The organism is Blautia sp. OM07-19, assembly GCF_003481595.1.
Classification (GTDB): Bacteria; Bacillota; Clostridia; order Lachnospirales; family Lachnospiraceae; genus Blautia_A; species Blautia_A intestinihominis.
Map to the genome: position 1 here is coordinate 275,047 of NZ_QULA01000001.1, position 22,972 is coordinate 298,018.

Genomic DNA, 22,972 nt, shown 5'->3' on the forward strand with positions numbered 1-22,972 from the left:
AGTGCTTTTTTGTGTTATACTTAAGGGTAACTACAACGGTATAACGACAGGGAGAGGCGGATGAATAATACAGAAGCATATGTAAAATTAGATAAAGTTTCCAAAATATACAAGATGGGTGAAGTCGAAATCCGTGCAGTCGATGAGATTAGTTTTGAGATTTCCAAAGGTGAATTTGTAGTCATTGTAGGACCGAGTGGGGCCGGCAAGACGACTGTTCTGAATATTCTCGGCGGCATGGATACTGCATCGAAGGGAAAGGTTCTGGTAGATGGCAGAAATATCACAGATTATAGCGGCAGACAGCTTACGGCATATCGCCGTGATGACATCGGTTTTGTATTCCAGTTTTATAATCTGGTTCCGAACCTGACAGCACTGGAAAATGTAGAACTTGCCATGCAGATCTGCAAGAATCCTCTGGATGCGGCACAGGTCCTCAGAGAAGTCGGACTTAAGGATCGAATGGGGAATTTCCCCGCACAGCTTTCCGGTGGCGAACAGCAGCGTGTTTCCATAGCGAGAGCCCTTGCAAAGAATCCGAAGCTTCTCCTTTGTGATGAGCCGACAGGTGCACTTGATTACCAGACCGGTAAGGCAATCCTCAAACTGCTTCAGGACATGTGCAGGGAGAAGGGGATGACGGTGATCGTCATCACGCATAATTCTGCGCTGACACCTATGGCAGACCGTGTGATCCATATCAAAAATGGAACCGTTTCTTCGATGGAACTGAATGACCATCCGACACCGGTGGAGGAGATCGAATGGTAGGAAAACGCAGAAAAAAAGCATTACACAAAGATTTCTGGCAGGAGATCCGAAAGAGCAGGGCACGTTTTATTTCCATCTTCTGTATCGTGGCACTGGGTGTTGCTTTCTTTTCCGGTATTCAGGCAGCGTCGCCGGATATGCGTCTTTCGGGAGATGCTTATTATAACGAAGCCAGCCTCATGGATCTCAAGGTCATGGCAACTCTGGGGCTTACCGAAGATGATGTAAAAGCGATCCAGTCAATCGATGGTGTGGAGAGTGCGGAAGGTGCATATTCGACGGATGCCATTTGTGGAGAGAATGAGAAACAGAAAGTTCTTCATATCGAATCTATGAATCAGAAGGTCAATCAGCTTACCGTAACAGAAGGCCGTCTTCCGGAAAAAAGCGGCGAGTGCTTTCTGGACTCGACGTTTGCCGCGAATCAGGGATATGAGATCGGCAGCACGATCAATATGCGCCAGGACGGGGACAGTAAGCTTCTGTTGACAGAAACCTATACGGTAGTCGGACTTGGCAAAAGCCCGCTGTACATTTCGTTCAACAGAGGAAATACGACAATCGGTTCCGGTGAGGTGAATGGATTTGCCTATGTGATGCCGGAGGATTTTGACCAGGAGATCTTTACACAGATCTATATCCGGGCACATGGAACCGATCAGGTGCTCAGCTATACAGATGCCTACGATAACCTGATCGAGAAACTTCAGGATAAAGTTGAGGAGATCCAGGAGGAACGCTGCCAGATCCGTTACGACGAGATCGTTTCCGAGGCACAGGACAAGATCTCTGATGCAGAGCAGGAACTTGCCGATGGCAAAAAAGAGGCCGACGAGAAGCTTGCTGATGCAAAGAAAAAACTCGATGACGGAGAGAAAGAACTTGCCGATGGCAGAAAACAGTACGAGGATGGCAAGAAACAGCTCGAAGATGCAAAGAAAGAAATTACCGACGGCAGGAAGCAGCTCGCAGATGCCAAAGCGCAGCTCGCCGACGGACGGGAACAGCTTGTTGCGGCGAAAGCCCAGCTTTCTGATGGTCAGTCCCAGTTATCTGCGGCACAGGCAAAGCTGGATGACGGATGGGCGCAGTATAATGCAGGAAAGAAAAAGTATGATGCAGGCAAAGCGAAATTCGACAAAGCAAAACAGCAGATAGAATCCGGAAAGAAACAGATCGCAGCCGGACGTACCAAGCTTGAACAGAAACAGAAGGAGCTGACGGCAGGAATCGCGCAGGTAAAGGATGGTCAGACAGCGGTGGATGCACAGATCACACAGCTGGAAAGCCAGATCGCACAGATCCAGGCAGGACTGGAGCAGCTCTCCGGTGTAGAAGATCAGCTTGCCGCGGCACAGCAGGCATACGATCAGACAAGTGGTGCAGTGCAGGCAGCACAGGAAGCTGTAAACAGTGCACAGGCAGCTTATGATGCGGCAAAGCAGCAGGTTGAGGCAGGAGAACTTTCTGAGGAAGAACTGGCAGGATATGAACAGGCTCTTGGCGAGGCACAGGGACAGCTGGAAACAGCGAACGGAACTCTCAGCCAGGCTCAGTCGGCATTGGATGCCTGTCAGCAGGCTGTAAATCAGAAAGCAGAACTTCAGAATAACTTAAGCGCAGCCCAGGGAGGACTCAGTCAGGCGCAGGCAAAGAAAACAGAGCTGGCAGCGACTATGCAAAATCTGAATGCCGGTCAGAAGACAATCGATCAGAACCGGGCACAGCTTGACAGCCAGGAGGCCAAACTTTCTTCCGGGGAAAAAGAACTTGCAGCTAATGAGCAGACTTTAACAGAGAGTAAGGAGAAACTTGATGCAAGTCTCGCACAGCTTCAGAGTGGACAGGTAGAGATCGATGCAAACCGCGAGAAATTGCAGAGTGGCCAGGCGGAGATCGAGGCTAATGAAGCGAAGCTTTCTTCTGGAGAGGCAGAGATCGCAGCCAATGAGAAGAAGCTTGCAGACGGCGAGAAAGAAATCGCAGAAAACGAACAGAAACTTAAAGATTCCGAACAGAAACTTGCCGATGCCGAGAAAGAATTAAAGGATGGAAAGAAAGAATACGAGGATGGCAGGAAAGAAGCGGAAGATGAGATCCGCGACGGTGAGCAGAAGATCAGCGATGCGAAAGAAGAACTGAACGACCTCAAAGAACCGGAATGGATCATCACAGACCGCAATGACCTTCCGGAATATTCCGATTACGGAGACAATGCAGACCGTATCAAAAATATCGGTCAGGTATTCCCTGTGATCTTTTTCCTGGTTGCAGCACTCATCAGCCTTACGACCATGACACGAATGGTCGAAGAACAGCGAACACAGATTGGAACGATGAAGGCGCTTGGCTATAAGAAACTCGATATTGCTTCCAAGTATTTAAGTTACGCATTTCTTGCAACAGCAGGAGGAAGCGTGACAGGGATCCTCATCGGCGAAAAAATTCTTCCATATATAATCATCAAGGCATATGGGATGATGTATCACAATGTTTCCAACAGCCTGCAGATCCATTATGAGTGGAAATATGCACTGACAGCTTCTGTTGCGGCACTTGTATGTACCGTAGGGGCAACGATCCTTTCCTGTCGTCAGGCACTGGCAGAGACCCCGGCATCCCTGATGCGCCCGCCGGCACCGAAGGAGGGCAAGCGGATCCTTCTGGAGCGGATTCCGTTTTTGTGGAAACATCTGAACTTTACATGGAAATCATCGCTTCGAAATCTTTTTCGCTACAAAAAACGACTGTTTATGACGATCTTCGGCATCGCGGGAAGTATGGCACTGATGCTGGTAGGTTATGGAATCCAGGATTCTGTTTCGGATATCGTTAATCTCCAGTATGCAAATATCCAGCATTATGACGGCACGATTATCTCCGATGACGATGCGACGGAGCAGGAAAAGAAAGCACTCACAGAGGAACTGGATAAGAATGAAAAACTGGAGCACTACACGAAGATCCAGCTTTCCAAACTCACAGCACCAAATGGCAAGTCAAATTTAAGCATATATGTTTATGTTCCGGAAAATCTGGATAACTTTAAAAAGGATGTTACGCTCAGAAACCGCAAAACAAAGGAAGAATATGAGCTGACAGACGCAGGTGCGGCAGTCAGTGAAAAAACAGCCGGTCTTCTGGACCTCAAAGTGGGAGACGAACTGACAGTCAAAAAAGACGACAGGGAATATCAGGTGAAAATCGCTGTCATCACAGAGAATTATGCCGGACATTATGTTTATATGACACCGAATGTTTATAAGGAAACCTTTGGTGAAGATCCGGATTATGCAGATATTGTTTTTGCTGTCAGAGATGAATACAAGGATCAGACAGAGTCGATTGGACAGAAGATCATGGAATCTTCGGCAGTCTTGAGTATCAGCTATACGGCCAGTACCATGGATATGGTAAACCGTATGCTCAGTACACTGGGGATCGTCATCATTGTGCTGATCGTATCGGCCGGAATGCTGGCGTTTGTTGTACTTTATAATCTGAACAATATCAATATCATGGAACGCCAGAGAGAGCTGGCGACACTCAAAGTGCTGGGATTTTTTGACGGGGAAGTTTCACAGTATGTGTTGAGGGAAAATATCATCCTGACTATAGCAGGAATTCTTTTCGGTGCTGTTTTTGGAATCCTTCTGCACCGCTATATCATCGTGACCGTAGAGGTTGACGCAGTCATGTTCGGAAGGAACATCCGGCCGATAAGCTTCGTATACTGTGCGGTGATCACCTGTATTTTCTCGATCATCGTAAATATCTTTATGCACAGAAAACTCAAGAAGATCGACATGGTAGAATCACTGAAATCTGTCGAATAATAAAAATTCTGGAATATATGTGATTTTTCATCAATCCTTCTTGACAAGGTCGAAAAATGCAATTATAGTAGTTTCAGAGTTAGGCAAACATTGCCCTTCACACAAGCAGTGTGAGGGGCTGTTTTTTCAATAAAGGAATTAGCCTATATAATAGGAGGACATTATGAGCAAAGAACTTGCAAAGACTTATGACCCGAAAGGGCTGGAAGAACGTCTCTATCAGAAATGGATGGACAACGGATACTTCCACGCAAAAGTAAATCCAGACAAGAAACCATTTACCATCGTTATGCCGCCGCCGAACGTAACCGGCCAGCTTCATATGGGACATGCACTCGATGAAACCATGCAGGACATCCTGATCCGTTTCAAGAGAATGCAGGGATACGAGGCACTCTGGCAGCCGGGAACTGACCATGCAGCAATCGCAACAGAGGTCAAAGTCATCGACAAGCTGAAAAAAGAAGGAATCGACAAACACGACATCGGACGTGAAGAATTCCTCAAACATGCATGGGCATGGAAAGAAGAGTACGGCGGAAAGATCATCAACCAGCTCAAGAAGCTCGGTGCATCTGCTGACTGGGAGAGAGAACGTTTCACCATGGACGAAGGATGCTCCAAGGCAGTACAGGAAGTTTTCATCCGTCTCTATGAGAAAGGTTACATTTACAAAGGTTCCAGGATCATCAACTGGTGTCCGGTATGCCAGACTTCCATCTCTGATGCAGAAGTTGAGCATGAGGACCAGGACGGATTTTTCTGGCACATCAACTACCCGATCGTAGGTGAAGAAGGAAGATTCGTAGAAATCGCAACTACACGTCCGGAAACACTGCTCGGTGATACCGCAGTAGCAGTAAACCCGGAGGATGAGAGATACAAGGATCTGATCGGCAAGATGCTGAAACTGCCTCTGACTGACCGTGAGATCCCGGTTATCGCAGATGAGTACGTTGACAAAGAATTCGGAACAGGCTGCGTTAAGATCACACCGGCACACGACCCGAACGACTTCGAAGTAGGCAAACGCCACAATCTCGAAGAGATCAACATCCTGAACGATGACGCTACTATCAATTCCCTTGGCGGCAAATATGCAGGAATGGACCGCTACGAAGCACGTAAGGCAATGGTGGCAGACCTCGATGCACAGGGACTTCTGGTCAAAGTTGTTCCGCACAACCACAGCGTTGGTACACATGACCGCTGCGGCACAACCGTAGAGCCGATGATCAAACCACAGTGGTTCGTCCGCATGGATAAAATGGCAAAAGCAGCTATGGACGCGCTGAAACCGGGCGAACTGGAATTTGTTCCGGCAAGCTTCGGAAAGACATATCTGCACTGGCTGGAGAACATCCGTGACTGGTGTATTTCCCGTCAGCTCTGGTGGGGACACAGGATCCCGGCTTACTACTGCGATGAGTGCGGTGAAGTAGTCGTTGCAAGAGAAATGCCGGAGAAATGCCCGAAATGCGGCTGCACACATCTCCATCAGGATGAGGACACTCTGGATACATGGTTCAGCTCCGCTCTGTGGCCGTTCTCCACACTTGGATGGCCGGACAAGACACCGGAACTGGAATACTTCTATCCGACAGATGTCCTGGTAACAGGATATGATATCATCTTCTTCTGGGTTATCCGTATGGTATTCTCCGCACTGGAGCAGACAGGAGAAGTTCCGTTCCATCATGTACTGATCCACGGTCTGGTACGTGACTCTCAGGGACGCAAGATGAGTAAATCCCTCGGAAACGGTATCGATCCTCTTGAAGTTATCGACAAATACGGCGCAGATGCACTTCGTCTGACTCTGATTACAGGTAATGCACCTGGAAACGACATGCGTTTCTACTGGGAGCGTGTAGAATCCAGCCGTAACTTTGCAAACAAGATCTGGAACGCATCACGTTTCATCATGATGAACCTGGAAGGCAAGACAGTCACCGAACCGGCAGACCTTAATGATCTCTGCTTCGAGGACAAATGGATCCTTTCCAAACTCAACACCGTGATCCGTGATGTAACAGACAACATGGATAAATACGAACTTGGAATCGCCGTACAGAAGGTTTATGATTTCCTGTGGGACGAGCTCTGTGACTGGTACATCGAGATGGCCAAGGTACGTCTCTGGAAAGCAGACGAGAATCCGAAGGCAGCCAACGATGCACTCTGGACACTGCGTACAGCCCTGACAGAAGGACTGAAACTGCTTCATCCATACATGCCGTTCATCACAGAAGAAATCTACTGTACACTTCTTCCGGAAGAAGAGTCCATCATGATCTCTGACTGGCCGGTATTCCAGGAAGCATGGGTATTCCCGGAAGCAGAAAAAGCAGTAGAGAGCTTCAAGGAAGCTGTCCGCGGAATCCGTAACACACGTACAGAAATGAACGTGCCGATGAACCGCAAGACACATCTTTACATCGTAGGTAAGGATACAGACACCTGCACAAGATACGAAGCCTGCAAGAAATCCTTTGTAAATCTCGCATTTGCAAAAGAGATCCACGTACAGGAAAATAAGGACGGAATCGGCGAGGACGCAGTATCCGTTGTTGTATCTGATGCAGTTGTATACATGCCTCTGGAAGACCTTGTTGACAGAGAAAAAGAGATGGAACGCCTCAAGAAAGAGCAGGAGCGTCTCACCAAAGAGATCGCAAGATGCCAGGGTATGCTCAACAATCCGAACTTTGTAAACAAAGCACCGGAAGCAAAAGTAAACGCAGAAAAAGAAAAACTTCAGAAATACGAAGAAATGATGGAAAAGGTAAACGTACAGCTGAAACAGATGGAAAAATAATAAAGGAGCATTCAGATGAAATGGTATAAAGTGTGTAACCGGATTTCCCTGCTGCTTCATGCACTGTGCAGTGCACTTGGCTATTTCCTGATCGAGATGATCAGCCGCCGTTCTTTTTCGGCAGCATGGACATATATGACCACGAAACCACTTGTCTTTGCATACAATGCTGCACTGATTTTTACAACTTCACTGATCGTGTATCTTTTCCGCAGGAGATGTTTCTGGCGAGTTCTGATCTCGATCTTGTGGCTGTTGCTTGGTATTATCAATGGAGTGATCCTGTCCAACAGGGTTACTCCGTTTACCGGACCGGATCTTCATCTTCTGACAGACGGAATGGCAGTCCTGAATAAATATCTGCCGGCATGGGGCGTAGTGCTTGCACTGATTCTTCTGGGACTTTTTGCACTGCTGCTTCTGATCCTTCTGATCAAGGCACCGAAGTACAAACGTAAGGTGAAGTTCCGCTATGACCTTCTCCTTGTCGTTGTCGGAGCGGCTCTTTTTGCGGGAGCGACACAGCTTGCACTTGAGAAGAGGGTCCTGTCCAACTATTTTGGAAATATTGCGTTTGCATATGAGGATTATGGATATCCTTACTGCCTCGCAGTAACGATCTTTGATACAGGGATCAGCTGTCCGAGAGATTACTCTGAGCAGGAGATCACCCGTATCGAAAAGACAGAAGACAATCTTCCGGCAACAAACGAGGACAGCAAGCCGAACATTATTTTTGTACAGCTTGAGTCCTTCTTTGATCCGACGCTGGTAGAGTATCTGAACATCTCAGAGGATCCAATCCCAAATTTCCGTAAACTCATGAAAGAATACACTTCGGGATATTACAAGGTTCCGTCTGTAGGAGCAGGAACTGCCAATACAGAATTTGAATCTATCACCGGTATGAGCCTTCATTATTTCGGACCGGGTGAGTATCCATACAAGAGCATTCTCAAGGAAACCACCTGCGAAAGTGCACCGTATGTGCTCAAGAATCTTGGCTATTCGACTCATGCAGTACATAATAATGAGGCGAATTTCTATGGAAGAAGGAGCATTTTCCCGAATCTTGGATTTGATACCTTCACTTCAGCAGAATACATGTCGGAGGAAGAGGACAAGAATCCGCTTGGCTGGACCAAGGATGAAATTCTGACGGATGAAATTATCAAATGTCTGGATTCTACGGAGGAATCGGATTACATTTATACGATTTCCACGCAGGGACATGGAGCCTATCCGGAAGAACAGCTGATCGACGATCCGGAGATCACAGTTTCCGGAGCCGAGACAGAGGCTCAGAACAATCAGTGGGAATACTACTGTAATGAGATCCATGAGATGGATAACTTTGTCAAGGAACTTACAGATGCGCTTGCAGATTATCCGGAGGATGTGATCCTTGTTATGTATGGCGATCATCTTCCGACCATGGGACTTACTGTGGAAGATCTCAAGAACAAATATCTGTTCCAGACACAGTACGTTATGTGGGATAACTTCGGTTTAGAGAAAAAAGATGAAAACCTTGCAGCTTATCAGATGGCAGCAGAGGTCATGGACCGTGCCGGTATCCACGAAGGTACGATCTTCCGTTATCATCAGGCGAGAAGAAATACAAGGAATTATCAGGTGGATCTGGAGACTCTTCAGTATGACGTGCTTTACGGCAAGAAATATTCCTATGACGGAGAAAGCCCGTTCCAGAGGATCAAGATGCGGATGGGACTTTATGATGTGACACTGGATTCCATGGAAGAGATATCTACAGTGGATCATACCTACCGGCTCAAGGGAACGAATTTCACGCCATCCAGTCAGGTCAAACTGAACGGAGAATGGTATGATACAGTCTATGTAAATCCGACCACTCTGATGATCTCGGGAACAGAGATCAATGATTTTGACCGGGTTTCTGTTGTTCAGCGAAGCAACAGTTCTACCAGAAAAGCACTGAGCAAGAGTTATGACCGCTCGGCTTATATGTTGTATAACGAAAATAAATGGAAACTTCCGGCAGAAAATTAAAGATTTTGACGAATAAAAGATTACGATTGGTACTGGACATCTTTCACCACTCATATATAATGAATATCGTAGTAGTTAAGGAGCGTATGGCTCCTTGCTGCTGCGAATACATTATAGGATAAAGTGGTGAATTTTTTTATGAATTACGAAGAGGCAGTTGCTTATATTGAAGAAACCCCGAAATTTACGACCAAGAATAAGATGGAGCATACGAAGGAATGCCTGAAACGTCTTGGTGATCCGCAGGATAAATTCCGCGTGATCCATGTGGCAGGTACAAACGGCAAGGGAAGTACCTGTGCATTCCTGACGTCTGTTCTGAGAGAGGCAGGATATTCCTGCGGACTTTTTACTTCTCCGCATCTGGTCGTGATCAATGAGCGTTTTCAGATCAATGAGAAAAATATCGATGATGAGACATTCCTGCGTGCATTCTGCAAGGTCAAAGCACTGGCAGATGAACTGGTAGAAGAAGGAAACTATCATCCGACATATTTTGAATTCCTGTTCCTGATGGGAATGGTGATCTTTGCAGATGCCGGGGTGGATTATGTAGTGCTTGAGACAGGACTTGGCGGCAGGCTGGATGCAACAACAGCAGTAGAAAATCCGGTTGCCTGTGTGATCACATCGGTCAGTTTTGACCATATGCAGTATCTGGGAAATACGATCGAGGCCATCGCAGGGGAAAAAGCCGGGATCATTGTTCCGGGAGTGCCTGTGATCTACGATGGAAACGATTCAAAGGCAGCAGGAGTGATCAGAGCAAAGGCACAGGAACTGAACAGCCCATATTATGAAGTGACAAGGAAAGATACAGAAATTATCCGAAATACACGCTCTGGCATTGATTTTTCATTTAAGAATGAGTATTATGGTAACACAGTATTTTCCATTCCGTTTATTGCTGTTTATCAGGTGATGAACAGTTCTCTTGCCCTCAAAACGATCGAAGTGCTGAAGGACGTCATTCCGGTATCTGCGGATGCAGTAAAGAAGGGACTTCTTGAAACACGCTGGCAGGGAAGAATGGAAACTGTACTGCCGGGCGTGATCGTAGACGGTGCGCATAATGAGGATGGAGTTGCCAAGTTCGTGGAAACAGCGGCACATTTTCAGAAGGAGTATCCGCTTACACTGCTGTTTTCGGCAGTTGATGACAAGGATTATACAGATATGATCCGTACGATCCTGGACAAGATCCAGTTCAAACATGTGGTAGTTACCCAGGTGGGCGGTTACCGTAAAGTACCTGCAGAACATCTGGCAGAGATCTTCCGTGAGAATGGCTGTCCTTCCGCTGAAGTCTGTGATGACGCGGAGGAGGCATTTAAGAAAGCACTTGCGGTCAAGGGCGAAGATGGACTGCTGTTTTGCGTAGGTTCCCTGTATCTGGTAGGCGAGATCAAGACCGCTATCCTTAAGGGAATCGGAAAATAAGGAGAATTTATTATGATCGATTATGAAGAGGAACTGAAGAAATTTGAACCCTGTCTGGATGTCACAGACGCAGAGGGTGCGATCTATGACAGAGAGCTGACTGATATTCTGGATGTCCTTCAGGAAGTCTTAAGAGAGGCAAAAAGCAATCGACGCACAAGATAAGAAGCATACGAAGTACACAAAGGGAGAAATAGTGAATGAATTGTGTGAACTGTGGGGCATTTCTTACAGACATGGATCTGGACTACTGTCCGAACTGCGGATATAATGTACTGATCCAGAAAAAAGTAGATTATCTGTCCAAGAGTTTTTACAATCAGGGTCTGGAGAAGGCAAGCATCCGTGATCTTTCCGGAGCGATCGCCTGTCTGAAACAGAGTCTGATCTATGATAAGAGAAATATCAAGGCGAGGAATCTTCTTGGGCTTGTTTATTTTGAGACAGGAGAAGTGGTTTCTGCACTCAGCGAATGGGTGATTAGTAAGAGTCTTCAGCCGACGAGAAACCTTGCAACAGAATACATCAATAAACTTCAGGCGAACAGAAACCGTCTGAATGCGATCAATGAGACAATCAAGAAATATAATCACGCATTGCTTCTGTGCCGTGAAGGACATGAAGATATGGCGGCAATTCAGCTGCGCAAGATTCTTTCACAGAATCCGAAGCTTATCAAGGGATATCATCTTCTTGCATTGATCCAGATGAAAAATCATGAATGGAACAAAGCGAGAAGAACTCTTCGGAAGGCAGCGCGTATTGATAAGACGAATACGACAACGCTTCGCTTTCTGAGGGAAGTGGATGAACAGACAGGAGTTACGACCAAGCTTGAAAAGAAGGGAAAAAAGGGATTTTTCCATTCGGGCAGTTCAAAGCAGCAGGAGATGGATGTGCTGGCTCCGGATCAGGTTGTGCAGCAGCCTGTTTACAGAGAACGCTCCAGAATTTCTCTGTTTTTTGTTCTGATGACGGGAATCGTGGCTGGAGTTGGTGCTTTCTGGATGCTGGCAGTTCCGGCAATCCGTCAGGGAATTTACAAGGAAGCGAACCAGCAGATCGTCCAGTACAGTGAATCGCTTGCAAGTCAGGCGGCAGAACTTACCAAGGCGCAGAATGATGCGAAGGAAGCCACGAATTCGGCAGATGAAGTTACACAGCAGCTGACTTCTGAACAGACAAAGAGTACGAGTTATCAGGCACTTCTGCAGGCATACGCAGATTATCAGCAGAAGAATCTGGACGATGCTGCACTGGAACTGCAGAATGTACAGGCAGATGTTCTTTCAGATGAACAGAAAACAATCTATAATACGATCAGTCAGGCTGTAAGTTCCGGAAATGCTGGATCAGATGATACTTCTGGTGATGGAAGCGATGACAGCGGTGATTACGATGAATCAGATTATTATGAATAATATTATAGTGAACAGTTAGTGATAGCTGCAGGCAATGCAGGGACAAAACGCTATAAGAGGAACCTCGGAGAAGGGGATGTGTATGATGCACATCTCCTTTTTTGTATTTGTATATTGAGGATGCCTGAACGGAACAGTAAAAAAATTGCAGGGGGAATGAAAATGAATGAGCTGTTTGAATTCAAAGACGCAATCCTGACGGTACATCTTCCGCAGGATCTTGACCATCCGCAGTCGGACTGGATCCGAAAGGAGACGGACAGGATCATGAGCAGAACCTATGTCAAAAGGATTGTTTTTGATTTTGAGAATACGGAGTTTATGGACAGTTCTGGTATCGGACTGATCATGGGGCGATACCGGGCGCTGGGGATGGGGCAGAAGTGTATCATGGCAGTCAATACAGGCAGTCATATTGACAAACTGCTCCATTTATCAGGAGTCCACAGATATATGGAGATTCAGAGGGCAGAGGAAGAAGGAGAAGATTATGGAAAAAGCAAATGAAGTAACACTTGTATTTGACAGCAGGCCGGTAAATGAAGCCCTGGCAAGGATTACGGCGGCATCATTCTGTACGCAGCTCAATCCGACGCTGGAGGAAGTGGCAGATCTCAAGACCGCAGTTTCTGAGGCAGTCACCAACAGCATTATCCATGCTTATGAGGGAAAAATACATAAGATAGAGATGAAACTCTGTATTACCGGTCAGGAAATCTATGTGGAGATCACAGATCATGGGAAGGGAATCCCGGACATTCAGAAGGCAATGGAACCGATGTACACCACAAAGGCAGACACAGACCGGTCCGGTATGGGATTTACCTTTATGGAGGCATTTATGGATGACCTGAAAGTAGAATCACAGGTTGGTGCAGGAACCCGGGTGCGGATGAAAAAACTCATCGGCCGGTAAAGGATAGCTTATGGAACATACTCTTGCCCTGATTGGGCGTGCACACCAGGGGGATAAAGAGGCAAGAGATACGTTATTTGAAGAGAATACAGGACTTATTTACAGCGTGGCACGGCGTTTCCTTGGGCGAGGCGTGGAGATGGAAGATCTTTTTCAGATAGGGAGCATCGGGCTTCTCAAGGCGGTGGATAAATTTGACCCGGCATTTGAGGTGAAATTTTCCACATATGCCATCCCAATAGAGTACGATAAAGGAAATGACCGGAAAAGCCTTAAAATAAGGGATTTCTGATAAAGGCATTGGATAAAAAAACAGTGCTGTCAGATGTACATTTCGATATCTTATGTTGAAATAACAGTATAGATAAGATATTGAAAATAATTCGGAATTGTTTCTGATAGGAACCTTCTTGAATGAGATGATGACCATTCAAAGGAGGTTTTTTTATGGCAAGAATTATGACAAGAAGAAAAGCCATACCCAAGGCAATCGAATTACTGCAATGTCTGCCACAGACGGAGGAAGTTGTGGAAGTGATACAGGCACTAAAAAAATATTCTTCCACGCCATTGGATAGATGGGATGCAGCCAGTGTATATGAAGCATTAGATGAATGGACAGAATCTCATAATGGTATACCACCGAGAATAAAAGAGTGTGACAGCCATAAAGAGCTACCAAGCCATATGGTCTTTGAAAAGCTTTTTGGAAAAACAGCCAGAGAATTTCTAAATGATTATTATGGTGAGATGGAATACGTAAGGATTGGACGTCATGGAACAAGGTGTGTGGATGATCAATATGATTTTTTGGAAATATTTAAAAACGAATTTGAACGGATACAACCGGCAACGTCAAAAATATATGATGCTTGTAGAAATCCAGAAACACCATCATGGGGAACGATTGCAAGAAGATGTAAAGTGTCTTCCTGGTCAGAGTTGGTTACACTGTCCGGTGTAGAAGCGAATTGCATTAGAAGAAGATATGACACATATAATATTAGAAATAAGTTGAGCGTTTCACAAAAAACGAATTTGGAAACGGATTTGACAGCACACGAACAGCAGGAAGAAAAAGAAAGATTTGAGGCATTGCTGATAAAGACGCATGATTTAACATTGCAGGCTGAAAATCAGAAAAAGGCAGAAAAAGCAGTTTCAAAACATACATTACGAATCGGGAGGAAATAGAGATGGCAAAAGTTATAGCAATAGTCAATCAAAAAGGTGGTGTCGCAAAGTCAACTTCCTGTGTGAATTTAGGAATCGGATTGGTAAAAAAAGGATATAAAGTTCTGGCAATAGATTTTGATCCACAGGGAAGTTTAACAGAAAGTCTTGGATATCAGAATCCAGATGAATTAGAAATAACAGTAGCGACAATTCTTCATTGTGAAATGAATGGTCTTGAATTACCAGAAGGATATGGAATTCTTCACCATGAAGAGGGAATAGACATTCTTCCGGCAAATATTGAACTGTCTGGGGTAGAAGTTAGTCTGGTAAATGTTATGAGCAGAGAATATGTGTTAAAACAGTTTATCAAGACAATTTCGCCAGAATATGATTATATCCTGATTGATAATATGCCATCGCTAGGAATGCTTACTGTAAATGCTCTTGCAGCAGCTGATTCGGTTATCATTCCGGTTATGGCACATTATCTTCCTGTTAAAGGATTGGAACAGTTGATGCAGACCATATATAAAGTTAGAAAGCAGATAAATCGAAAGCTTCAGATTGACGGAATCTTACTTACCATGGTAGATCGAAGAACGAATTTTTCAAAAGAGATTATAGAGTTGCTTCATGATAATTATGGCGAATATATCAATATTTTCAAGACTGCAATCCCGTTTTCGATAAGGGCAGCAGAGACGAGTGCTGAGGGAGTAAGTATTTATAAACACGATCCGAAAGGTCGTGTTGCCGAAGCTTATAAAAAATTGGTAGAGGAGGTGATTGGTGATGGCAGTGAAAGAAAGTAGTGCTTCAAAGATAAAATTCAAAGGGGTAGATGCATTATTCGGATTGTCAGAGGAGCAGGAGTGTGTGCGAGAAATTCCGCTGGACGAGTTGGATACATTCAAGAATCATCCGTTTAAAGTGTTTAGGGATGATAAAATGGAGGAAATGATTGAAAGTATTTCAGAATATGGAGTTCTTGTGCCAGGAATTGCAAGACCTTCAAATTCAGGGGAAAAGGATTATGAATTAGTTGTGGGACACAGAAGAAAATATGCTTGCAGGGAATTAGGACTGAAAACAATGCCGGTCATTATCAGAGATATGTCTGATGATGAAGCAACTGTGGTTATGGTCGATTCCAACATTCAAAGAGAAAATCTGCTATATAGTGAGAAGGCATTTGCATACCGCATGAAGTATGAAGCATTGAAACGTCAGGGTAGACGGACTGATTTAACTTTGGTCCAAGTTGAACCAAAGTTGAAAAAAAGATGGGCAGCTGAGATGGTTGGCACAGAAGTCGGAGAGACAATGAGTACGATCAAACGATATATACGCTTGACCTACTTGTCGAATTACTTGCTGGAGTTTGTAGATAAAAATGAATTGCCATTTACTGTTGCAGTTGATTTATCTTATTTGAAAAGTAATGAGCAGTCATTGTTACTGGCGTTTATAGGAACAACAAAGAAAATGCCAAATGGATCTCAGGCAAAAAAACTGAAAGACCTTAGCCAGCAAAAAGAATTGACTGGAGAAGATATAGAGAAAATTCTTAGAGGAGAAGCAAAAGTGAATTATCAGAAAATCAGTTTTTCAGAAAAGCAACTGCAAAAATATTTTCCACCAGATTACAAGAAAGAGCAAATCGAAAAAATAATTTTCCAGTTATTAGATTCGTGGAAAGCACAAACAGAGCAAAGGGGATGATAAAGTGGAATATGAAAAGCAAATAAGATATAATGATAGACAGATGCAAAGATATCAGGCATATCTTTCTAAAGTACAGAAGATAAAAAGATTAGATAAGAGGACGAAAGAAATGACGATTGGAGATGTAATTAAAAAATCAATTCTGCCACTGGCATTTATGGTATTCTGGTTTTGGATGACAAAAACAATTATGAAGGTCAGTGGGCAGACGGATTGGTTCTGGTGGGTATTTATTGCCGGACTTCCATTTGGAATACATAAAATGCGGTTGATTCTAATTCCGAGAGGAATGGATACCACAGCAACACTTGGGATGGCTGCATTAAGTGTCATTATTGGAGCATTGATTGGAAGCATCATGATTCCAGTGTATGTGATCAGAGCGATATACGTGTTTATACGGTATGTCATTGGAAAATAGAATATTAGATTGATAAGAGGCAGGCTTGCGAAAATAAAAATCGTAAGTCTGCCTCTTTTTTTGTGCTTAAAAACAGGCAATTCAGGGGAATTCCCTTTTGCAAATATATATATTCTTGGAGGATTTTTAAGATGAGAGAGCGAATTGAAAGTAAGCATGTAACAAAGGAAATCAAAAGTCAGATGCCAGTGATTCCGGTGGCAATTGTTAAAGAAAGAGGCTGTACGTTCTGCCCATATTATCTGGGCAATTATGAGAAACAGCCACGCTGTATGATGAAAACCTGTGCCTGGGATGATGAAAATGAACGTTTCCATCCAGTTCTTCGTGAACTGATCCCATTTTACAAAGAGAAGATGGAAAAAGCAGAAGAAAAATTCCTGGCAATGAAAAAGATTTACACAACACTGTTAGGAATGTTTGCCGATGAAATGAAGCAAGAAGAGTTGGAAAAAGATGAATGTTACGGATGTGCCTATGGAAAATGTGGACCATGTATCGGTATCTGTTACAAATCAATGAAAGCATAGGAGGGGTAAGCCAATGAATACAACAGTTATTTCCGGGCGATTAGTAAGAAATCCTGGATACAACGAAGTGGAGAATGAAAAAGGACTTCATAAGATTGCCAAGTTCGTTCTGGCAGTCAGAAGAAATTATTCCGATGAAGTCAGTTTCATTCCGGTAAAGGCTTTTGCAAAGAAAGCAGAATTTGCCAGAGATTATCTGATGCAGGGAACGAAGGTCATGGTGGAAGGCGAGATTGTCACAGGTAATTATGAAGATAAGGATACCGGGAAAAAGATCTATACCACCGAAGTGTATGCAAACCGGATTGAATTCGCAGGTGCAAAAATGGTTGACAGACCACCGTTTCCAGAAGATGCGGAAGGGTTCTTAGAGATCCCAGAGGGTATGGAAGAAGAAATGCCGTTTAGATAGAGGAGGATAAAAGATGGTTTCAGTAGATCAGGCGTATATGGTAGGGCATATGAAAAATGCCGATGGAAGTATCAACAACAAAAATGTAGTGCTGTCAGCAGCATGTGAAGCAGCGGAACTGTTCCAGTGCATGATGGCAGTAAATCAGAAACTGGAGGACTGGCAGAGATTTAATCACACCTTGGAGATGCATCTTAGAAGTGTGGAATGTGAGAAAATCCATGATATCTGTCAGGCAGTATACGGAATGAAACATCCGTCCAATGAACTGGAAGGATTGTATCTGGCAAGAGAGGATGAACAGATATGCCTTCTGTACTATCAGGTATTTGTAGGGATGTTGGAAATCAATATTAATTCAGCCGAAGTGCTGTACAAACAGAAGGAGGAAACAATCAATGAGTAAGATGGAGTATATGCCGGTAGATTGTCTGCAGGTGCCAAAGGTGCTGTTTCAGATGGAAAAATACAAAAATCTGTCAAATACAGCAAAGATTCTATACAGCTTATTTCTGGATCGTTTGAAATTTGCGGTGCAAAATGGCTGGGTAGATCATAACGGGAATCTGTTTGTTATCTATCCCAAAAGTGAAATAAAGAAAGACCTGAATACGACTCGATATGGAGTAGATCAGGCAGTACAGGAACTGGTTCAGGTTGGTAAACTGGTGCGTATCATTCCAAACAATGGAAAGGCGAACCACTTTTATATCAATGGTATTTATGAAAATGAGATGGAGGAAGAATCAATGATGACATTAGATACTATCATGGCAAATATGCCGCTGGCTGAAAGAGAAATTATTATGGATAAGATGGTGAAAGCATCCAGAGATATTTTTGAAACTATTGCGGATATGGGATATATTGATCAATATGAAACGTCTTTAACTGCAATGGAAAAGCGAGGATACCAGGATGAGCTTGGAGAGATGGATATTGATCAAATTCAGGCTGATGGATATGAGTTTGGTATGGATCTTGCATTTGGAATTCTGGAGGAAAATGAAAATAATCCTGCTCGTGTGTTAGATATCCAGAAATATGTGAACAGACAGTATGAAAGCTGTTCAAAAAAGAAGTTTATGAAGGTCCTGGAAACCCTTGTTCATGCGATGGGGAATGATGAAGGCTTTATTGGTGATATGTATGCTTGTAACAAGAAGGCCAGAAATTATTATTTGGACGAAATGATTCAATCATTCAATTTTGTATTTGATGAGATGTGCCATGGTACAGGCAGTGCAGCAAATTGTGATTTTGATGTAGAAGAGTAGGAAAATATTATGGCAGATTTTGAATATTTCAGAGCAGAAGAATCTGACCAGTTTTCTTTTTTTCGGATACCAAAAGCTCTGTTCACAGAAAAAGAGTTTGCAAGCCTGTCCACAGACGCAAAGCTCCTTTATGGAATTCTGCTTGATCGAATCAGCCTGTCCAAGAAAAATGGCTGGATTGACAGTGAGGGTTATGTCTATATCATTTACACGATCGCAGAATTGCAGGAGCTGTTGCGAATGTCGCATACGACAGTGACAAAGCTTCTATATGAGCTGGATAGTGTGCATGGGATTGGATTGATCGAGCGGTATCGGCAGGGGAATAATCGTCCCTCTGTCATATATGTGAAAAATTTTGTAAAACGGAGTAGAGGAAAGCCAGTAAGATACTTTGTTTCTGGAATGCCAGAAACTGGAAATCCAGACTGCAAAGAATTGGAAATCCGGATTGCAAGAAACTGGAAGTCCGGAACGCAAAAAAATAGAAGTCCGGACTGCAAGAATCTGGATGGAAGTAATACTAAGATAAATAAGACTGAAAAGAATCATACTGATAAGAGTAAGGGCAATACACCCGCTTTGGAAGAAAAATTCAGTCAATATGGTAGATTTAAAAATGTTGTTCTGTCGGAAGCTGAACTGCAGGAGTTGATGACGCTATTTCCATGGGATTACCAGAAACGGATTGATCATCTTTCTGTTTATATGAAATCCAGTGGAAAAGAGTATCAAAACCATTTTGCAACAATCTGTCTTTGGGCAGAAAGGGATGGAACCAGGATAGGAATGGATAAATATGAATTTCAGGAAGGAGAAAGCCTGTGATGGAAAACAAAGTAACAGCAGATTATCTGGACGAAGAGGGATGTCTTCATTGTGGCACCTGTGGAAAAAGAAAACAGATGAAAGTCAGTCTGATGGGTTTTGAGCATGTAGTGTCCTGTTTGTGCGAATGCGAGGTAAAAGCCAGGCAGGAACTGGATGAGAAGATGCAGCGGGAAGAAGAACAGCGGCAGCTTTATCAGAGAAAATCCGTCGGACTTCGGGAAAGAAGATTCTGGGAATGGAAATTTGAAAATGACAATGGAAGCAACCAGAAGATACTAATCGCCAGGCAGTATGTAGAAAACTGGACAGATATGAAGAGAAAAAATGTAGGATTGCTTTTGATGGGACCGGTTGGAACCGGGAAGAGCTTTTTTGCAGGCTGTATTGCAAATGCACTTTTGGAACAGGGAGAACGTGTCATGATGACAAACTTTTCCAGGATTTTAAATGAAATGACCAGCTATCAGGCAGATAAGAACCAGATTATACAAAATCTTGTGGATTATCCGCTGCTGATTATTGATGACTTGGGAATAGAACGAAATTCCGAGTTTGCTTTGGAGCAGGTCTATAATGTGATAGACAGCCGCTATTGTAAAATGCTTCCGCTGATCATAACAACGAATCTGGGACTGAATGAAATGAAGTCCACAGATTTGGATACTGCCCATCAGCGTATTTACAGTAGAATACTTGAAATGTGTGTTCCCATCTATTGTGGTGGAGAAGATAAGAGAAAAGAAGAAGGGACAGAAAAACTCGTACAGGTGCAGAACCTGATTACCGGTTAATCTGTCTTTTTTCATTAAAGGGGGTGATTGCCATGATTACAGATTTGGACAGCAGTTGAATCGCTGAAAGGAGGGAAAAGTCATGCAGGAAGAGGTAACTCAGAAAACGGTCACGTTCTGTATTCGGGCTACTAAGATTACGGCAGACCTGTTGAAAAAGGTTCTTGTTGCGTATCTGCGTCATCAGAAGCAGAAATCAGTAGAGAAGAAAGCACAGAAAAATCAGCCGAAACAGGGAAAGGTCACGGTAAAAGAGCTGGCAAAACAGAATGCCGGGATGGTCAATATCGAGATCACGGACAAAAATATCAAGTCCTTTGAACGGTATGCCAGAAAATATGGGATCAATTATGCTCTGAAAAAAGACAAGAGCAAAGAGCCGCCGGTTTATCTGGTATTTTTCAAGGGACGTGATCAGGATGCCCTCAATGCTGCTTTCCGTGAGTTTTCCCAGAAACAGATTCAAAAAGCGAATAAACCTTCCATTCATAAGCGTCTTGCAGCTTACCGGGCAATGATGCCAAAGAAGACGAAGGACAAAGTAAAGAACCGACATCAGGAACAGAGCCGATGAAGAAACAAAACGGCAATAATCTGATGCAGAAGTGGAAGAATAAAGCTGGGGTCAGGCTGTCCGCCCTGGATAAAAAGAAACTGGTTCTTACAAATCTTCCCTATGTTCTGACCGCTTTTTATGCGGACCGGGCATCCTGCTTATACAGGAGCAGTCCTGGAGAAGATATAGGGAACAAACTGTTATATGCGATGGAACATGCAGATCGGATCTTTACAGGGATTCTGTTGAGCTTTGACCTGAGAGATCTATTGGTTGGAGTTACTGTCGCAGTTATTTTGAAACTATTGGTTTGGCAGAAACAGTCAGATGCAAAGAAACTTCGGAAGGGAATCGAGTATGGTTCAGCCAGATGGGGAACTGCAGAGGATATCAAGCCTTATATGTCAGAGGATCCCTGGATGAATATTCCGTTGACAGCAACAGAAGCACTGACCATGGAGAGCAGACCAAAGCAGCCGAAGTATGCGAGAAATAAAAATATCGTGGTCATCGGTGGCAGTGGTTCTGGAAAGACACGATTTTTTGTAAAGCCGTCGGTCATGCAGATGAACTGTTCCATGGTCATTACAGATCCAAAGGGCACTCTCATTGAGGAGTGCGGGAAGATGTTAGCAAAGGGACCGCCTAAGAAAGATAAGAATGGAAATATCATGAAAGATAAATCCGGAAAAGTAGTTCATGAGCCATATGTGATTAAGGTTCTGAATACCATCAATTTTTCCAAATCGCTTCATTACAATCCATTTGCTTATATACGGTCTGAAAAAGATATCCTGAAGCTGGTGACAACAATCATTGTGAATACCAAAGGCGAAGGGGAAAAAGCTTCCGAAGATTTTTGGGTGAAAGCAGAGAAATTGCTGTACACAGCACTGATTGCTTTTATCTGGTATGAAGGGGATGAAGAGGAAAAGAATCTGAATACCCTTCTGGATCTTTTGAACGAAAGCGAAACCCGTGAAGAGGATGAAACTTATCAGAATCCGGTGGATATGATGTTCCAGGAACTGGAAGAAAGAGATCCGCAGCACTTTGCGGTCAGACAGTATAAAAAATATAAAATGGCGGCTGGAAAGACAGCGAAAAGTATTTTGATTTCCTGTGGAGCCAGACTTGCCCCATTTGACATCGCAGAGCTTCGTGAGATCATGTCTTATGATGAAATGGAACTGGATAAGATCGGTGACAGGAAAACAGCCTTGTTTCTGATTATGTCCGATACAGATACAACCTTCAACTTTGTGATTGCGATGCTGCAGTCACAGCTTTTCAATCTGCTTTGTGATAAGGCAGACGATGTATATGGAGGAAGACTTCCGGTGCATGTGCGTGTCATCGCGGATGAGTTTGCTAACATCGGGCAAATTCCTCAGTTTGACAAGCTGATTGCAACTATCCGAAGCAGGGAAATCTCTGCTTCTATTATTTTGCAGTCACAGAGTCAGCTAAAGGCAATGTATAAGGATAGTGCAGATACCATTCTGGGTAACTGTGATACTACACTATTTCTTGGTGGAAAAGAGAAAACTACCTTAAAGGAAATGAGTGAACTTCTGGGTAAGGAAACCATTGATCTGTATAACACTTCGGAAACGAGGAGCAATCAGAAGTCCTTTGGATTGAATTACCAGAAAACAGGCAAACAGCTGATGACAGAAGATGAGATTGCAGTCATGGATGGAGGAAAATGTATCCTGCAGATTCGTGGTGCCAGACCATTTTTCTCAGACAAATATGATATCACGAAACACAAAAATTATCGGTTTCTTGCAGATGAAAATGAGAAAAACCGATACAAAGTAGAAAAAGAGTTAAACCCGCAGTACACACCGAAACCCGAAGAAGAGGTGGAGGTAATTCAGGTGGAGCTGTCGGAGTAACCATGGGAATGAACGAAAAATAATGAGGAAAGGAATAACTGACATTAGGTGCGCCGGCTTTTTAGTCGGTGTTTTTTCATTCCCGTAAACACCTGAAAGAGGTCAGTTTTGGT

The 22,972-nt window shown here is 43.8% G+C and carries 21 protein-coding genes and 1 pseudogene; all 22 read left to right on the top strand.

Going from position 1 to position 22,972, the window contains the following annotated elements:
* The first annotated feature begins 60 nt into the window (after positions 1–60).
* The 22 genes and pseudogenes from DXC01_RS01185 to DXC01_RS01285 all read left to right on the top strand — a co-directional run bounded on the left by DXC01_RS01185 (position 61) and on the right by DXC01_RS01285 (position 22,859).
* Positions 61–774, top strand: a complete 714-nt coding sequence (locus DXC01_RS01185; RefSeq protein ID WP_022214164.1) for an ABC transporter ATP-binding protein — start codon at positions 61–63, stop codon at positions 772–774.
* Entirely contained in the window at positions 768–4,610 is a 3,843-nt protein-coding gene (locus DXC01_RS01190; RefSeq protein WP_118698046.1) for an FtsX-like permease family protein, read from the top strand. Before DXC01_RS01185 ends, DXC01_RS01190 begins: the two co-directional genes overlap by 7 nt.
* 163 nt (positions 4,611–4,773) lie before the next feature.
* A complete protein-coding gene (locus DXC01_RS01195) occupies positions 4,774–7,428 on the top strand; it encodes a valine--tRNA ligase (RefSeq protein WP_118698047.1) in 2,655 nt (884 codons plus the stop codon).
* A gap of 15 nt (positions 7,429–7,443) precedes the next feature.
* Complete coding sequence (locus DXC01_RS01200; RefSeq protein WP_118698048.1) at positions 7,444–9,459, top strand: LTA synthase family protein; 2,016 nt, start codon at positions 7,444–7,446, stop codon at positions 9,457–9,459.
* Positions 9,460–9,597: 138 nt separating this feature from the next.
* The gene (locus DXC01_RS01205; protein ID WP_118698049.1) at positions 9,598–10,899 is read left to right on the top strand and encodes a bifunctional folylpolyglutamate synthase/dihydrofolate synthase; all 1,302 of its coding nucleotides are present in this window, start codon (positions 9,598–9,600) and stop codon (positions 10,897–10,899) included.
* Positions 10,900–10,911: 12 nt separating this feature from the next.
* Complete coding sequence (locus DXC01_RS20240; RefSeq protein WP_022214159.1) at positions 10,912–11,064, top strand: hypothetical protein; 153 nt, start codon at positions 10,912–10,914, stop codon at positions 11,062–11,064.
* 35 nt (positions 11,065–11,099) lie between these two features.
* Entirely contained in the window at positions 11,100–12,320 is a 1,221-nt protein-coding gene (locus tag DXC01_RS01210; protein ID WP_118698050.1) for a hypothetical protein, read from the top strand.
* Between the two features lie 162 nt (positions 12,321–12,482).
* Positions 12,483–12,827 carry an anti-sigma factor antagonist gene (locus DXC01_RS01215; RefSeq protein WP_022214157.1) on the top strand — a complete coding sequence of 115 codons (345 nt, stop codon included), beginning with the start codon at positions 12,483–12,485 and terminating at the stop codon, positions 12,825–12,827.
* Positions 12,811–13,236: an anti-sigma F factor gene (spoIIAB, locus tag DXC01_RS01220; protein WP_118698051.1), complete on the top strand. Its 426-nt coding sequence runs from the start codon at positions 12,811–12,813 to the stop codon at positions 13,234–13,236. The genes DXC01_RS01215 and spoIIAB overlap by 17 nt, the downstream gene beginning before the upstream one ends.
* 10 nt (positions 13,237–13,246) lie before the next feature.
* Positions 13,247–13,477 (top strand): annotated as a pseudogene (locus tag DXC01_RS01225) (sigma-70 family RNA polymerase sigma factor); the annotation flags it as partial.
* 206 nt (positions 13,478–13,683) lie between these two features.
* Entirely contained in the window at positions 13,684–14,430 is a 747-nt protein-coding gene (locus DXC01_RS01230; RefSeq protein ID WP_008688040.1) for a hypothetical protein, read from the top strand.
* Positions 14,431–14,432: 2 nt separating this feature from the next.
* Positions 14,433–15,227 carry a ParA family protein gene (locus DXC01_RS01235; protein WP_117577930.1) on the top strand — a complete coding sequence of 265 codons (795 nt, stop codon included), beginning with the start codon at positions 14,433–14,435 and terminating at the stop codon, positions 15,225–15,227.
* Positions 15,208–16,137 (top strand): ParB/RepB/Spo0J family partition protein, encoded by a 930-nt coding sequence (locus DXC01_RS01240; RefSeq protein WP_117577932.1) that lies wholly within the window; start codon positions 15,208–15,210, stop codon positions 16,135–16,137. The genes DXC01_RS01235 and DXC01_RS01240 overlap by 20 nt, the downstream gene beginning before the upstream one ends.
* Positions 16,138–16,141: 4 nt before the next feature.
* Positions 16,142–16,561, top strand: coding sequence for a DUF6050 family protein (locus tag DXC01_RS01245; RefSeq protein ID WP_243111524.1), 420 nt, complete (start codon positions 16,142–16,144; stop codon positions 16,559–16,561).
* Between the two features lie 131 nt (positions 16,562–16,692).
* A complete protein-coding gene (locus tag DXC01_RS01250) occupies positions 16,693–17,091 on the top strand; it encodes a hypothetical protein (protein ID WP_008688044.1) in 399 nt (132 codons plus the stop codon).
* 13 nt (positions 17,092–17,104) lie between these two features.
* The gene (locus DXC01_RS01255; RefSeq protein WP_005344165.1) at positions 17,105–17,503 is read left to right on the top strand and encodes a single-stranded DNA-binding protein; all 399 of its coding nucleotides are present in this window, start codon (positions 17,105–17,107) and stop codon (positions 17,501–17,503) included.
* A 13-nt stretch (positions 17,504–17,516) separates the two neighbouring features.
* Positions 17,517–17,909, top strand: a complete 393-nt coding sequence (locus tag DXC01_RS01260; protein WP_008688048.1) for a hypothetical protein — start codon at positions 17,517–17,519, stop codon at positions 17,907–17,909.
* A complete protein-coding gene (locus tag DXC01_RS01265) occupies positions 17,902–18,780 on the top strand; it encodes a replication initiator protein A (protein WP_008688050.1) in 879 nt (292 codons plus the stop codon). The genes DXC01_RS01260 and DXC01_RS01265 overlap by 8 nt, the downstream gene beginning before the upstream one ends.
* A 9-nt stretch (positions 18,781–18,789) precedes the next feature.
* The gene (locus DXC01_RS01270) at positions 18,790–19,608 is read left to right on the top strand and encodes a replication initiator protein A (RefSeq protein WP_024720795.1); all 819 of its coding nucleotides are present in this window, start codon (positions 18,790–18,792) and stop codon (positions 19,606–19,608) included.
* Positions 19,608–20,402 carry an ATP-binding protein gene (locus tag DXC01_RS01275; protein ID WP_024720794.1) on the top strand — a complete coding sequence of 265 codons (795 nt, stop codon included), beginning with the start codon at positions 19,608–19,610 and terminating at the stop codon, positions 20,400–20,402. The genes DXC01_RS01270 and DXC01_RS01275 overlap by 1 nt, the downstream gene beginning before the upstream one ends.
* An 82-nt stretch (positions 20,403–20,484) precedes the next feature.
* Positions 20,485–20,976: a PcfB family protein gene (locus DXC01_RS01280; protein WP_054752943.1), complete on the top strand. Its 492-nt coding sequence runs from the start codon at positions 20,485–20,487 to the stop codon at positions 20,974–20,976.
* Positions 20,973–22,859, top strand: coding sequence for a VirD4-like conjugal transfer protein, CD1115 family (locus tag DXC01_RS01285; RefSeq protein ID WP_118698053.1), 1,887 nt, complete (start codon positions 20,973–20,975; stop codon positions 22,857–22,859). Before DXC01_RS01280 ends, DXC01_RS01285 begins: the two co-directional genes overlap by 4 nt.
* Positions 22,860–22,972: the final 113 nt, after the last annotated feature.

Excerpts from the sequence above, each read along its gene's own strand:
- DXC01_RS01185 (WP_022214164.1), top strand. The coding sequence starts at position 61 with ATGAATAATACAGAAGCATATGTAAAATTAGATAAAGTTTCCAAAATA.
- DXC01_RS01190 (WP_118698046.1), top strand. The coding sequence starts at position 768 with ATGGTAGGAAAACGCAGAAAAAAAGCATTACACAAAGATTTCTGGCAG.
- DXC01_RS01195 (WP_118698047.1), top strand. The coding sequence starts at position 4,774 with ATGAGCAAAGAACTTGCAAAGACTTATGACCCGAAAGGGCTGGAAGAA.
- DXC01_RS01200 (WP_118698048.1), top strand. The coding sequence starts at position 7,444 with ATGAAATGGTATAAAGTGTGTAACCGGATTTCCCTGCTGCTTCATGCA.
- DXC01_RS01205 (WP_118698049.1), top strand. The coding sequence starts at position 9,598 with ATGAATTACGAAGAGGCAGTTGCTTATATTGAAGAAACCCCGAAATTT.
- DXC01_RS20240 (WP_022214159.1), top strand. The coding sequence starts at position 10,912 with ATGATCGATTATGAAGAGGAACTGAAGAAATTTGAACCCTGTCTGGAT.
- DXC01_RS01210 (WP_118698050.1), top strand. The coding sequence starts at position 11,100 with ATGAATTGTGTGAACTGTGGGGCATTTCTTACAGACATGGATCTGGAC.
- DXC01_RS01215 (WP_022214157.1), top strand. The coding sequence starts at position 12,483 with ATGAATGAGCTGTTTGAATTCAAAGACGCAATCCTGACGGTACATCTT.
- spoIIAB (WP_118698051.1), top strand. The coding sequence starts at position 12,811 with ATGGAAAAAGCAAATGAAGTAACACTTGTATTTGACAGCAGGCCGGTA.
- DXC01_RS01230 (WP_008688040.1), top strand. The coding sequence starts at position 13,684 with ATGGCAAGAATTATGACAAGAAGAAAAGCCATACCCAAGGCAATCGAA.
- DXC01_RS01235 (WP_117577930.1), top strand. The coding sequence starts at position 14,433 with ATGGCAAAAGTTATAGCAATAGTCAATCAAAAAGGTGGTGTCGCAAAG.
- DXC01_RS01240 (WP_117577932.1), top strand. The coding sequence starts at position 15,208 with ATGGCAGTGAAAGAAAGTAGTGCTTCAAAGATAAAATTCAAAGGGGTA.
- DXC01_RS01250 (WP_008688044.1), top strand. The coding sequence starts at position 16,693 with ATGAGAGAGCGAATTGAAAGTAAGCATGTAACAAAGGAAATCAAAAGT.
- DXC01_RS01255 (WP_005344165.1), top strand. The coding sequence starts at position 17,105 with ATGAATACAACAGTTATTTCCGGGCGATTAGTAAGAAATCCTGGATAC.
- DXC01_RS01260 (WP_008688048.1), top strand. The coding sequence starts at position 17,517 with ATGGTTTCAGTAGATCAGGCGTATATGGTAGGGCATATGAAAAATGCC.
- DXC01_RS01265 (WP_008688050.1), top strand. The coding sequence starts at position 17,902 with ATGAGTAAGATGGAGTATATGCCGGTAGATTGTCTGCAGGTGCCAAAG.
- DXC01_RS01270 (WP_024720795.1), top strand. The coding sequence starts at position 18,790 with ATGGCAGATTTTGAATATTTCAGAGCAGAAGAATCTGACCAGTTTTCT.
- DXC01_RS01275 (WP_024720794.1), top strand. The coding sequence starts at position 19,608 with ATGGAAAACAAAGTAACAGCAGATTATCTGGACGAAGAGGGATGTCTT.
- DXC01_RS01280 (WP_054752943.1), top strand. The coding sequence starts at position 20,485 with ATGCAGGAAGAGGTAACTCAGAAAACGGTCACGTTCTGTATTCGGGCT.
- DXC01_RS01285 (WP_118698053.1), top strand. The coding sequence starts at position 20,973 with ATGAAGAAACAAAACGGCAATAATCTGATGCAGAAGTGGAAGAATAAA.